The 12,215-nt window shown below is 63.2% G+C and carries 9 protein-coding genes, 1 tRNA gene and 1 pseudogene; 3 read left to right on the top strand and 8 right to left on the bottom strand.

Going from position 1 to position 12,215, the window contains the following annotated elements:
- Positions 1–3 precede the first annotated feature (3 nt).
- From ABS769_RS11460 to serS, 5 genes and pseudogenes are all read right to left on the bottom strand, one after another.
- A pseudogene (locus ABS769_RS11460) lies at positions 4–849 on the bottom strand (site-specific integrase); the annotation flags it as partial.
- 8 nt (positions 850–857) lie between these two features.
- Positions 858–2,327: a site-specific integrase gene (locus ABS769_RS11455; RefSeq protein ID WP_317061836.1), complete on the bottom strand. Its 1,470-nt coding sequence runs from the start codon at positions 2,325–2,327 to the stop codon at positions 858–860.
- Positions 2,328–2,410: 83 nt separating this feature from the next.
- Positions 2,411–2,500 (bottom strand) — tRNA-Ser (locus ABS769_RS11450).
- A gap of 337 nt (positions 2,501–2,837) precedes the next feature.
- Positions 2,838–3,854 carry a LysR family transcriptional regulator gene (locus ABS769_RS11445; RefSeq protein WP_006451085.1) on the bottom strand — a complete coding sequence of 339 codons (1,017 nt, stop codon included), beginning with the start codon at positions 3,852–3,854 and terminating at the stop codon, positions 2,838–2,840.
- A 485-nt stretch (positions 3,855–4,339) separates the two neighbouring features.
- The gene (serS, locus tag ABS769_RS11440; RefSeq protein ID WP_317061835.1) at positions 4,340–5,620 is read right to left on the bottom strand and encodes a serine--tRNA ligase; all 1,281 of its coding nucleotides are present in this window, start codon (positions 5,618–5,620) and stop codon (positions 4,340–4,342) included.
- 113 nt (positions 5,621–5,733) lie between these two features.
- Here serS and ABS769_RS11435 point away from each other — a divergent pair, with 113 nt between their 5' ends.
- Complete coding sequence (locus ABS769_RS11435; RefSeq protein ID WP_317061834.1) at positions 5,734–6,399, top strand: energy transducer TonB; 666 nt, start codon at positions 5,734–5,736, stop codon at positions 6,397–6,399.
- 361 nt (positions 6,400–6,760) lie between these two features.
- Positions 6,761–7,228: an energy transducer TonB gene (locus ABS769_RS11430; RefSeq protein WP_176341078.1), complete on the top strand. Its 468-nt coding sequence runs from the start codon at positions 6,761–6,763 to the stop codon at positions 7,226–7,228.
- On the opposite strand, the gene aroA is transcribed toward ABS769_RS11430, so the two are convergent.
- From aroA to serC, 3 genes are all read right to left on the bottom strand, one after another.
- Entirely contained in the window at positions 7,212–8,528 is a 1,317-nt protein-coding gene (aroA, locus tag ABS769_RS11425; protein WP_317061833.1) for a 3-phosphoshikimate 1-carboxyvinyltransferase, read from the bottom strand. The two genes, ABS769_RS11430 and aroA, sit on opposite strands and share 17 nt — an antisense overlap.
- A gap of 122 nt (positions 8,529–8,650) precedes the next feature.
- Positions 8,651–9,850, bottom strand: coding sequence for a prephenate dehydratase (pheA, locus tag ABS769_RS11420; RefSeq protein WP_317061832.1), 1,200 nt, complete (start codon positions 9,848–9,850; stop codon positions 8,651–8,653).
- Between the two features lie 66 nt (positions 9,851–9,916).
- Positions 9,917–11,002: a 3-phosphoserine/phosphohydroxythreonine transaminase gene (serC, locus tag ABS769_RS11415; RefSeq protein WP_023903670.1), complete on the bottom strand. Its 1,086-nt coding sequence runs from the start codon at positions 11,000–11,002 to the stop codon at positions 9,917–9,919.
- 179 nt (positions 11,003–11,181) lie between these two features.
- On the opposite strand from serC, the gene msrP reads away from it, so the two are divergent.
- A complete protein-coding gene (msrP, locus tag ABS769_RS11410; protein ID WP_176341055.1) occupies positions 11,182–12,150 on the top strand; it encodes a protein-methionine-sulfoxide reductase catalytic subunit MsrP in 969 nt (322 codons plus the stop codon).
- Positions 12,151–12,215 lie beyond the last annotated feature (65 nt).

The following is a 12,215-nucleotide window of genomic DNA, read 5'->3' as shown; positions in this document are numbered from 1 at the left end:
CTTCTATACGATTGGAGTGCGCCTTTCAGGGGCGTCAAGAAGCTCATCATTCATAGGGCATTTCAATCTGAGCAAATTGATTTCAAATTCATCCGGCTTATATGTGGGAAGCAATACAGGCGGAATGAACTTGGCAAGCGTCGCCACTCGGTCCGGCAGGCTCCGCCGATCAATATAGAACTTTTCCAACACGGTCTGCCCGGTCCCATGCCCAGTGAGTGCTCCAGTCTCTGAAGCCGACACACCCGCCTCATCCAGCTTTGAAGCGATGGTGTGCCTCAACCCATGGAAGCCCTGCCCCTTCTCCGACACCCCTTGCCGCTTGATGTAGACGGAAAACTGCCGGCTCAACTGCCGCCCATAACCCAGCCCCGTCGAATTGGACAGGTCCGGGAATAGAAATTCCAGTCCTGCTTGTCGGGCCTCTTTCACGTAATCCAGGAAGCCGCAATCGATCACCGGCTGCGCTAGCGGGATGAACCGCCGGCTGTGCTTGTTCTTGATGCTCTGCTTCTTCCCGATCTTTCGGACGAAGAAGCCGGGCACGCCGTCGATGGTGTCGATGTCCTCCAGCCGTAGCTGCGCGATCTCGTTGACGCGAGCGCCTGAGTAGAGACCGAGGATCGGCCCGAACCACCGATGCGGGTATTTCGCCGCCCATCTTGGGAACTCCACTGGGTCAAAAATGGCCTTCAGCTCGGCATCCGTGAAAGGCGAGCCGGTGTCTTCCGAATCAGGCGTGGAAATCGCCCGGATGCCCGCCAACGGATTCACCGCCAGATGTTTACCCTCGACAAGCGACACAAGGAAGACTCTCAACCGTTGCCGGTGCTTGGCCATCTTCCACGCAGGCGATGTCATCGGAGGCCCCAAACAAGGGACGTTATGCCTGGTGAATGCGCACCGAGTCCGCCTAGCTTCTCCACCGCTGTGAAACAACGACTATAGGTCGAATGATGCTCGTCATCGAGCTCATGACCAACGATCTGCGCGCGGAGTTCTGACACCACCCCCGCCCCCTGTAACTCTTGAATGAAAGTCTTACGAAGCGAGTGGAAACCGCGCTTGGCCGGCGCCCAGCCTTTCCCAACCTCGGCCAGGTGTCGACTGAAGGCCTTAGTGATCCAGTTGCCCTGCCCGTTTACCGCCGTTGCTTTAGCTGCAGGGAATAACCTGGCTTCACCAGCTCCGCGCTTGCCATCGACCCATTCCAGGAAACCCATCTTGAGTAGCTCTGGATGGAGCGGGACCGTGCGAAGGCTGACCTCGGTTTTGACTTTTTGGTGCTCGCCTTCGTCTGAGATGCGAATGCAAGGGATACCGTCCTCCTCAAACACGTCTTTGATAAGCAGTTGACCGACCTCCGACGCTCTGGCGCCGGTATAGAGTCCAATGAGCGACGCCCAGCGAGCGGCCTCGGACAACTTGGACAGCGCATCAGGCGCGAACAGCGCCTGGATCTGTGCACGGTCGTATGCCTTGAAGCCCAGCTTCTTGCGGGCTCGCTTTTCTCGCTGTGAGTAGCTCACATGGCCGGACGCAGGGTTGTCGCCTCGCGGGTAATGGCCTGACGCCATCGCCCATTCGAAAAACCCGCCTTTGCCGCCGATGTAGCTCTGCTTGTTGGTGAGCGTTGGCGTCGAAGCACCCTTCTCGCGCATGTCCTGATACCAGCGCGCCAGGTCCGAGCGCGTGATGGCATGGACCTTCATTGTCGGCCCCAGGAACGCCACCAACGCCTCGATGGCCGTCTTCTTGATCGTGTAGGTCTTGGGCAACGTCGAGCCCTTGAGCGTCGCCAGGAATGCGTCACGGGCTTTGCCCAGCGTCATTGTTTCGATGGCCGGCGCAGAGACCAGCCTACTCGGGCCCGCATGCGGTGAGCCAAACATGGTTGGCGCGGCCACCGGAACTGCCCGAGCCTGCAAGGCAGCGCCGGCCATCGCTTCCAGTTCCATGAGCTGCCTATAGAGCTTCAAGTCCTTCGGACTGTCGATCTGCCACTGCTCCGTCAACGTCCCATCCGGCTGGCGGGTGCGGTTGAGCGTCAGTTCTTGGAGGTTCTCGGCGCTCGTCAGACGAGCGATTAGGAGGTCGGCGTCCGATTTACTGAGCTTGGCCACGCGTTGATCCTTCAACTGTGCGAAGAGCCGAGCATAGCCCGCCCCAAGCACGACCGCACGCACGTGAGCCTGCGCCAAGTCCTTGGTTTGCAGGGTGCGTTTGAGAAGCCGGCAGCCCATCACGGTTTGCAAATCGACGGGCACACGTTGGACGAACGACCAGCGGCCGGTGGACGACCGGCTCAAATGATGAGGGATGCGCATGCGAGTGTTTCCTCTGCATGCTTCCTGCCTTCAATCAACTCGCCTAAAAAAATGATTATTTAAATCAATGATTTAGGAGTGACTGGCGGAGAGAGTGGGATTCGAACCCACGGAAGGTTTGACCCTTCGCCGGTTTTCAAGACCGGTGCCTTCAACCGCTCGGCCATCTCTCCGATGCTGCTTTGATTCTGCTCTGCGTGGTCGCCGATGGCATCGGTGTATCACGCAGGCGCCACGCGTTTTGCGGGTGACGCTGATGGTGACCACCGCTTGTGCGGTGTCACCCACCTCCAGGATCGCTCCCGGGCGCGCATTCTCGCATGCCCGGGCGCGCTTTGCTTAGTTGCGCCGCGCTTTTGAATCGCGCAGCGCGCTACGCCGTCAATCGTGGCAGGCCGCTACCGTTGCGTGTCTGCCGGCCGCAGCCAACAGCACATGCAATCTGCCGGGCATCTGAAGCGAGCTGACTGCCGAATGGCGTTTCAACCGGCCTCGGCGGCCAGGCGCAGCTCAGCCGGCTTCGGCCACGGCCAGACGCGGTGCAGTGCCGGCGGCACGCTTGAGCTTTTCGGCAAGTTCGGCGCAGTTGCCGCCGCAATCCAGACGCGAGCGTTCGATCTCTCGCGGCAGGTGCTCGGCCAGGAAATCGATGAACACGCGCACCGCTGGCAGCAGGCCGCGGCGCGAGGCGAACACGGCGTGGCAGATGCCCTGCGGCAGCGACCAGTGCGGCAGCACCACTTCCAGCTCGCCGCTGCGCACCGCTTGGGCGCACACGGTCTCCGGCAACATGGTGATGCCGAAGCCATCGCGCGCCATCGACTGCAGCAGCGGGAAATCGAAACCAGCCAGACGCGGCTGCAGGTCTACGCGGCGCATCTCGCCGTTGGGGCCGTGCAGTTCCCAGCGCTGATGCGCTTCGTCTTCGCTGGTGCTCATGGTGGTGTGGTTGGCCAGCTCGCTCGGGTCTTTGGGGCGGCCGGCGCGGTCCAGATATTTGGGGCTGGCCACCAGCAACTCCTGCACCTGGCCGAAGCTGCGCATCACCAGGCTGCCGTCGTCGTCCAGCCGCGAGCGCACGCGCAGTGCGATGTCATAGCCCTCGTTGATGACGTCGACGCGACGATTGCTGATGTTGAGCTGCAGCCGCACCTTGGGGTACTTGGTCAGAAATTCCGGCAACAGCTTGGGCAATTGAATCTGCGCCAGCGAGACCGGAACGCTCACACGCACAAGGCCACGCGGCTCGGCGCTGAGACGATCCACCACCTCGCGCGCGGCCTGGGCTTCGGCCAGCATGGTCTGCGCATGGCGATGCACGCTGGTGCCGACGTCGGTCACCGCAAAGCGGCGCGTGGAGCGCTGCAACAAGCGCACGCCCAGGTCGGTTTCGAGCTGGCTGATACGCCGGCTCAGGCGCGACTTGGGGATCCCGAGCGCACGCTCGGCCGCAGCGAAGCCGCCGTGGTCCACCACCATCGCGAAGTAGTACAGGTCATTCAGGTCGTGCATGGCGCAGGTATCCATGGATAGAACGATAAGTGATATTTAAGCACCTTTATCCCAACAGGGCAACGACCTCGGTCGCATCGGATTCCCGGTCTGGCGGGCTTCCGGGATATGGAATGCTCGGCGCCGAAGGCATGGCGGATTCGCCGCTCCAGTGCAGATACGTCCTGAAGTCTGCCCCAGCTAGTCGCATAGGGGTCCGCAAAGTGGCTCGCCCAGACCAATCACATGAGGTCGTCACATGGAAACGCAAACGGGGCCAGTGACGGCCCCATTTTTTTCAATGTCTTTGGAAGCGGCCAGGTCGCGTACATCTGTCGGCTACACGGTCGTACCGGCAGCGGCACTTGGAGTAGCTAGCAAAACGTAGCGAGCACTCGTCGGTGAGTACGGACATCCCGCTCAAAAGTGGCGTGCACGCGTGCGCTCGCTGCTTCCGAGCAACGGCCGCGCCCGCCTGGCGATGAGCGCAGCCCGCTTTCAGCAGCTTCTGTCAGCCGCGCTTACCCGATCCGCTCGATCCCGCCCATATACGGACGCAGCACCTCGGGCACATCGATCGAGCCATCGGCGTTCTGGTAGTTCTCCATCACCGCGATCATCGCGCGGCCCACGGCGGTACCTGAGCCGTTGAGCGTGTGCATCAGCTCCGGCTTGCCGCTGGTCGGATTGCGCCAACGCGCCTGCATGCGCCGCGCCTGGAAATCGCCGCAATTGGAACACGACGAAATCTCGCGATAGGTGGCCTGCGAAGGCAGCCACACTTCCAGATCGTAGGTCTTGATCGCAGCAAACCCCATGTCGCCGGTGCACAGCAGCACCTTGCGATACGGCAGGCCGAGTTTTTCCAGCACCACCTCGGCGCAGCGCGTCATGCGCTGATGCTCGGCATCGCTGTCTTCCGGCGCGCAGGCGGTGACCAGCTCCACTTTTTCGAACTGGTGCTGGCGGATCATGCCGCGCGTATCGCGGCCGCCGCTGCCGGCTTCGGCGCGAAAACACATCGAGTGCGCGGTCATGCGCAACGGAAGACGCTCGGCATCAACGATTTCGTCGCGCACGATATTGGTCAGCGGCACTTCGGAGGTGGGGATCAGATAGCGGCGCGACTCGCCCACTTCGGTCTGAAACAAATCCTCCTCGAACTTCGGCAACTGCCCGGTGCCACGCATCGACTCGGCGTTGACCAACAAAGGTACGTTGGTCTCTTCGTAGCCATGTTCGCCGACATGCAGATCGAGCATGAATTGCGCCAGCGCGCGATGCAGACGCGCAATCGGCCCGCGCAGCACGGTGAAACGTGCGCCCGACAATTTGGCGGCGGTTTCGCCATCCAGCCAGCCATGCGGCGCGCCGAGTTCCACATGATCCTTGACCGCGAAATCGAACTGGCGCGGCGTGCCCCAGCGCGATTGCTCGACATTCTCGCTCTCGTCCTTGCCGTGCGGCACATCGTCGGCCGGTAGATTGGGCAGGCCAAGTGCAATGGTTTCCAGCTTGGCGCGGATCGCATCCAGCGCGTCTTCCGAAGCCTTGAGCTCATCGCCGAACCCAGCCACTTCCGCCATCAATGCCGTGACATCCTCGCCCTTGGCCTTGGCCTGCCCGATCGCCTTGGATTTGGAATTCCGCTGACTCTGCAGCTCCTGCGTGCGCACCTGGATGCGCTTGCGCTCGCCTTCCAGGGACTCCAGTTCCGCAGTGTCCAGGGCGAAACTGCGCGTGCTGCGCAGGCGCTCGGCAAGGTCGGCGGGATGTTGGCGAAGCAGGGCCGGATCTAGCATCGGAAGTCTGTGTGAGTCAGTAGGAAGCGCGAGATTATCGCCTGTTCCGCCACCTGCTGCGATCGATTCACCGCCGCTATGCCAGAATTGACCCGATCCTTCAGGTGAGCCCTATGCCCGCGCCCCGCCCTGCGTCCGATCGCCAGATCGTTCTACGTCTGCCCCGCCACACCCTGAAAATTGCCGGTATCGCCTTCGTTGCCGGGCTGTTGTTGTTCCTGTTGGTGTGGGCCACCGGCCGCAAGGACGACTTCTACAAGGCCTCGCCGGCCCAGCCGAGCGCAGGTGCGCCAGCCACCGACGATATCCAGCCGCTACCCGCGCCGCTGCCGGCCCAGGACGGCGCCAGCGACATGCCGCAGGCCAAGCCGCCCGAAGAAACCCCGACCCTGGTAGACACTGCGCCGCCTGCCCCACCCGCGCCGACGCCATTGCCTGAAGACGCAGGTGCCGGAGCCCCTGGCACCACAGCATCCACAAATACTGCGGCAGCTACAGGCGGCGATCGCCCGGTACCGATGCAGGGCCAGATGCCGCCGCCGCGCTATCCCTCGGCCGCGTTGCGTCGTGGCGATGCCGGCGATGTGGTGGTGCGGGTGGACGTGGACGCAGCGGGCAAGCCCGGCGGCGTGACACTGGTGCAGCGTAGCGGGTCGCGCGATCTGGATCGCGCCGCGATGGAAGCGGTGCGTCAGTGGCGCTTCCACCCGGCGCAGCGCAATGGCCAGCCGATTGCCGGCAGTGTGGATATCCCGTTCGAGTTCAAGCCTGCGCAGTAAGACCTGCAGACAGAACCGTCGCAGATGGTTGTCAGACGTCCACGCGCAAAGCGTTGACGCATCAGCGCATGCATCGGAATCTGGTCTGCCGGGCGCAACACTCCGGCAGCCGCACGGGTGATTTGCCAGTTCGACAAAGCTGAACGCCTGCCGAGTTTTAGCCCTTCATTGGCGCCCTGCCTTAGCTCCCCCTCAGGCAGCGCCGACCAGACTGGCCGTGTCATCCCACAGATGCGCCAGGAGGCCGGCCATGTCCTTCACCTCGAATCCTTCTTCACACCAGACGCAATCGCTGCCGCAACAGGCCGCGCAGGTGCGTGAGCGTGTGCGCGAAGACGATGCAGATGGCGCATCGCCGTGGTTGTGGGCAACCCTGCTGGCGGTGCTGGTGGTATTGCCGACCTGGTGGTGGACGCGGCATGGCGACGAATCGTTTGCGCAGGACATGCGCCCGTTGCCGGCGGCAAGCCGCCAGATCCTGCCGACCTCCGAAGGCCCGCGTGCGATGACCATGATTGCGCACCAGCCGGCACGTACACCGGTCAGCAGCGAAGAAGCCAAGCCGCTGCCGGGCAACGCGATGCCGCGCTATCCAGCCGACATTGCGCAAGCCGGCATCGAGGGCAGCCGCACCGCGCGTCTGCAACTGGATGTGCAGGGCCAAGTGAGCGATGTCACCATCGTCGATCGCAGCGGCAGCGACGACCCGCGTCTGGATGCTGCGGTGATGGAGAGCCTGGGGCAGTGGCGCTTTGAACCTGCAACGCGCGACGGCCACGCGGTCGTCAGCAGCGTGCAGGTGCCGGTCGAATTTACCTCCGAACGTTGAGCCCGAACCCGGCGCCCTGCGCCAAGCTATCGAAACCTGGAAACGAGGTCGCGACATTGGCGACATCGTTCACCTGCACGGTGCCGGTCGAAAGCTGACCGGCAATGGCGAACGCCATCGCAATGCGGTGATCGCCGTGGCTTTCGATCACGCCGCTACCGATGCTGCCGCCGTGAATGGTCGCACCATCAGGCGTCTCGTCGACTTGCACGCCAAGCGTGCGTAGCCCGGTGGCCATGGCCGCCAGACGATCGGATTCCTTGACCCGCAATTCGGCAGCCCCAGTCACAACCGTCTGCCCGTTCGCCGCCGCAGCGGCCACGAACAAGGCCGGGAATTCGTCGATCATGTCCGGCACCAGCGCTTCGGGAATTTGCGCGCCCTGCAGCGGTGCGTAGCGTACGCGCAGATCGGCCACTGGCTCGCCGCCATGTTCGGCGTGGTTTTCTTCGACGATATTCGCGCCCATCAGCCGCAATGCAGCGAGCAGCCCGGTACGACGCGGATTCAAGCCCACCGCACGCAGCACCACGTCCGAGCCTGGAATGATGCTGGCGGCCACGATGAAAAACGCTGCCGAGGAGAAATCCGCCGGCACCGCGATATCGGTCGCACGCAAACGCTGACCACCGCGCAGACGCGCCTTGCCTGGCGAGAAATCGATTTCCACGCCGAATGCGGACAACATGCGTTCGGTGTAATCGCGCGTTGGGTGCGGCTCGGTCACAGAGGTGTCGCCCTTTGCATACAACCCTGCCAACAACACGGCGGATTTGACCTGAGCGCTGGCGACCGGCGAGACGAAGTCGATGCCATGCAAGGCTTGCCCGCCATGTACGCGCAGCGGCGGCGTGCCGTCTTCTTCGGTGTCGATGCGTGCGCCCATCTGCGCCAGCGGGCCGGTCACGCGCCGCATCGGGCGCTTGGACAAGGAGTCGTCGCCCACCAGCACGCTGTCGAAGCGCTGCGCGGCCAGCAGGCCGGCGAGCAGGCGCATGCCGGTGCCGGCGTTACCGCAGTCCAGCGCCTCATTCGGCGGCTGCAGGCCATCCACACCCACGCCGTGCACGATGCGTTGGGATGCCGAGGGTGTTTCGATGCGCACGCCGAGCTTGGCGAAAATGGCCGCAGTGGAGCGCGTGTCTTCGCCTTCGAGAAAGCCATCGATCTGCGAGATGCCGTCGGCCAAGGCGGCGAACATCACCGCGCGATGCGAGACCGATTTGTCGCCGGGAATGGCCAGGCTGCCCTGCAGTGCGCTGCCCTGCTGCGCGATCCAATGTTGCGTATTGCTGCTCATGCGTGTGATCCGATTGCTGCGGCATCGCCATGCACGGCAATGCGCTTTGAAGAATGGTGTGGTAGCGCCGTCACCTTGCAGATGGCGGCGCGTCAGCTGTTACCGGCTTAGAGGAAAAGCGCTTACGGAATCGCCACCGGATACGAGCCCAGCACCTTGATCTGCGCCGAGTGCGCTTCCAGTTCGGCCAGCGCCTGCTTCATCGCCTCGTCTTCCACGTGGCCGGCCAGATCGATGAAGAAGCCGTACTCCCATTTGGCCTGATGCGAGGGCCGCGACTCGATGCGGTTCATGCTGATGCCATGCCGCGCAAACGGGCTGAGCACGTCGAACAATGCGCCCGGCTTGTCGTGGATGAACACCAACACCGAGGTGCGGTCGTGCCCGGACGAGGGGAATATCTGCCGGCCAATCACCAGAAAGCGCGTGGTGTTGTCGTCGTCGTCTTCGATCGACTTCATGATGACTTTCTTCAAGCCATACACGTGCGCTGCGCTTTCACCACCGATCGCCGCGGCATCTTCGGCATTGCGGGCGCGGCGTGCGCCCTCGGCATTGCTGGAGACGGCGATTTTCTCGACCTTGGGCAGGTGCGAACGCAACCAGCCGGCGGTCTGCGCGAACGATTGCGAGTGCGCGTAGATACGCTCGATATCTTCCAGCCGGCCATTGCGCGAGAGCAGGTACTGATGCACGCGCAGCTCGACTTCGCCGCAGATTTTCAGGTTGGAGGTCAGGAACATGTCCAGCGTGACCTGGATGGTGCCCTGCCCGGAATTTTCCACCGGCACCACACCGAAATCGGCGTTGCCGGCTTCCACTTCCTGGAAGACTTCTTCGATGGTCGCCATCGGCAGGCCCACTGCCGAACGACCGAAATGCTTGAGCACCGCCTGCTGGCTGAAGGTGCCTTCCGGGCCGAGATAACCGATCTTCAACGGTTCCTGCTGGGCCAGGCACGCAGACATGATTTCGCGATACACGTGCACCAGCACTTCGTCGCTGAGCGGGCCTTCGTTGCGGTCCACCACCATGCGCAGCACCTGCGCCTCGCGCTCGGGCCGGTAGTAATCCACCGCCGCGGCGAGCTTGCCCTTGGCCTTGCCGACCTGATGGGCGAAGTTGGCGCGTTCGGCGATCAACGCCTGGATGGTGCGGTCGATCTCGTCGATCTTGGCGCGCACATCGGCCAGCACCGGCGCGGCGACCGCCGGCTTTGCAAGCTTGCCAGCAACTTTTTCCGCAGATTTCTCTACCGATTTACTCGCCGGCTTGGTCTTGCCGCCAGTCGCGGTGGTGGGCTTGTTGGACTTGGGAGCCATCGCTGGGCATTCCTTGAATAACGGCGCATGCGCCTGTGCGGCAGCTGCCGCGGTCGAAGAGAAGACTCAGCCGTGCCGCTGCTGGAAGTCATGCATGAAGCTCACCAGCGCCTGCGCGCCTGCCACCGGCATCGCGTTGTAGAGCGAGGCACGCAAGCCACCGACGGCCTTGTGCCCCTTCAACGCCAACAGGCCGGCCGCCTTGGATTCGCTGACGAACAATGCATCCAGCTGCTCATCGGGCAGAAAGAACGGGATGTTCATGCGCGACCGCACGGCGGGCTTGATCAGGTTGCGATAGAAGCCGCCAGAGCCATCGATGGCGCCATACACCAGCGCGGCTTTCTCGGCATTGCGACGCGCGAACTCGGCCACCCCGCCCTGCTCCAGCATCCACTTCACGTTGAGGCCGAGCAGATACCAGTTCCAGGTCGGCGGCGTGTTGAGCATCGAATCGCGGGCCGCGTGCGAGGCGTAGTTGAAGATATCCGCGCGCGGCTGGCCGGCACGTTCGAGCAGGTCGCGCCGCACGATCAGCACCGAGATGCCGACCGGCCCAAGATTTTTCTGCGCACCGGCGTAGATCAACCCGTAGCGCGAGATGTCCAGCGGCTCGGAGGCGATCGACGAACTGAAGTCGGCGAACAACGGCAACGTGCCCACATCCGGCGTGTCGCGAAACTCCACGCCATGGATGGTCTCGTTGGCGGTGATGTGCACATAGGCCGAGTGCGGCGACAAGGTCCAGCTGGCCACCGGCGGGATATCGGTGAAGCCTTCTGCCTGGCCGTCGGCAGCGATCCGTGCATCCACATAAGGCGCGGCCTGCTTGATCGCGGTCTTGCCCCAGTGCCCACTGATCACGTAGTCGGTGGCCTGACCGGGCGCGGCGAAATTCAGCGGCAGCAGCGCCTGGATGGTGGTGGCGCCACCGGCGGTGAACAGCACCGCATAGTCGTCGGGAATCGACAACAGGGTGCGCAGATCGGCTTCGGCCGCGGCCGCCACGGCCATGAAATCGGCGCTGCGGTGGCTGATTTCCACGATCGAGGCGCCGACGCCATTCCACTCGACCATCTCCGCCTGCGCCTGGCGCAGGACCGATTCCGGCAATGTCGCAGGGCCGGCACTGAAATTGAACGCGCGTGTCATGGCACACCTTGTCGAGCTAGCCTTCTAGTATGCCGCAGCGCATCGGCCTTGGCAGCGTTGCAGAAAAGTTGCAGCTGCATCCTTCTCACCGACGCCGACGTATGGTGTTGCAGCGTCCATGGGCAGCACCGTCACCGTGGTCCGTTATTCTCATCTGCAGCCACTGTCAGGAGCGAGCCATGTCCCTTCGCGATGTCTTGAAGACGCCGTCCAGCGAGATCACCGATGAGGCCGTTTACCGCGACCGGCGCCGGCTGCTGCAGCTGTTCGCGCTGACCCCGGCGCTGGGGGTGGCCGGGTGCGCCGAGGCCGACCCGCCGCCTCCGCCCAAGACCGTGGTGACCCCGGCGCAGGCGCGCAGCGGCTTCCGTACCGCCGAGGAACTGACCCGGCTGGAAGACGTCACCAGCTACAACAATTTCTACGAATTCGGCACCGACAAGACCGACCCTTCGAAGGCCGCCAAGACCTTGAAGCTGTCGCCGTGGTCGGTGAAGGTCAGCGGCGAGTGCGAAAAGCCCGGCAGCCTGTCACTGGACGAATTGCTCAAGGGCATCCCTGCCGAAGAACGCATCTACCGGCTGCGCTGCGTGGAAGGCTGGTCGATGGTGATTCCGTGGACCGGCGTACCGCTGGGCGAGGTGCTCAAGCGCTTTGCGCCGACCTCCAAGGCCAAGTACGTGGCGTTCACCACGTTGGCCGACCCGCAGCAGATGCCCGGCGTGCGCTACCGCTCGATCAACTGGCCGTATCGCGAAGGCCTGCGCATCGATGAAGCGATGCATCCGCTGACCCTGCTGGCCACCGGCCTGTACGGCAAGCCGCTGCCGCAGCAGAACGGCGCGCCGTTGCGGCTGGTGGTGCCGTGGAAATACGGCTTCAAGAGCATCAAGTCGATCGTGGAGATCCGCTTTGTCGAGAAGATGCCCGAGACCGCCTGGCACGATCTGCAGCCGTCCGAATATGGATTCTTTTCCAACGTCAATCCGGCGGTGGACCATCCGCGCTGGAGCCAGAAGACCGAGCGCCGTATCGCCGGCACCGCCAGCAAGCTGTTCGCCGAGCGCATCGCGACCAAGCCGTTCAACGGCTATGCGGATCAGGTCGCTTCGTTGTACGCGGGGATGGATTTGAAGAAGTGGTTCTAGGCAACAAACGATCTGATATCGACCTATCGTAGGAGCGCACCCGGGCGCGACGGGCATTACCAGGA

This window comes from Xanthomonas hortorum, from assembly GCF_040279205.1.
Lineage (GTDB): Bacteria > Pseudomonadota > Gammaproteobacteria > Xanthomonadales > Xanthomonadaceae > Xanthomonas > Xanthomonas hortorum_F.
This window is presented reverse-complemented; position numbering and strand designations above follow the sequence as displayed.

Bases quoted from the DNA above. Each gene is read 5' to 3' on its own strand.
- ABS769_RS11455 (WP_317061836.1), bottom strand. From the start codon at position 2,327: ATGCGCATCCCTCATCATTTGAGCCGGTCGTCCACCGGCCGCTGGTCG.
- ABS769_RS11445 (WP_006451085.1), bottom strand. From the start codon at position 3,854: ATGGATACCTGCGCCATGCACGACCTGAATGACCTGTACTACTTCGCG.
- serS (WP_317061835.1), bottom strand. From the start codon at position 5,620: ATGCTAGATCCGGCCCTGCTTCGCCAACATCCCGCCGACCTTGCCGAG.
- ABS769_RS11435 (WP_317061834.1), top strand. From the start codon at position 5,734: ATGCCCGCGCCCCGCCCTGCGTCCGATCGCCAGATCGTTCTACGTCTG.
- aroA (WP_317061833.1), bottom strand. From the start codon at position 8,528: ATGAGCAGCAATACGCAACATTGGATCGCGCAGCAGGGCAGCGCACTG.
- pheA (WP_317061832.1), bottom strand. From the start codon at position 9,850: ATGGCTCCCAAGTCCAACAAGCCCACCACCGCGACTGGCGGCAAGACC.
- serC (WP_023903670.1), bottom strand. From the start codon at position 11,002: ATGACACGCGCGTTCAATTTCAGTGCCGGCCCTGCGACATTGCCGGAA.
- msrP (WP_176341055.1), top strand. From the start codon at position 11,182: ATGTCCCTTCGCGATGTCTTGAAGACGCCGTCCAGCGAGATCACCGAT.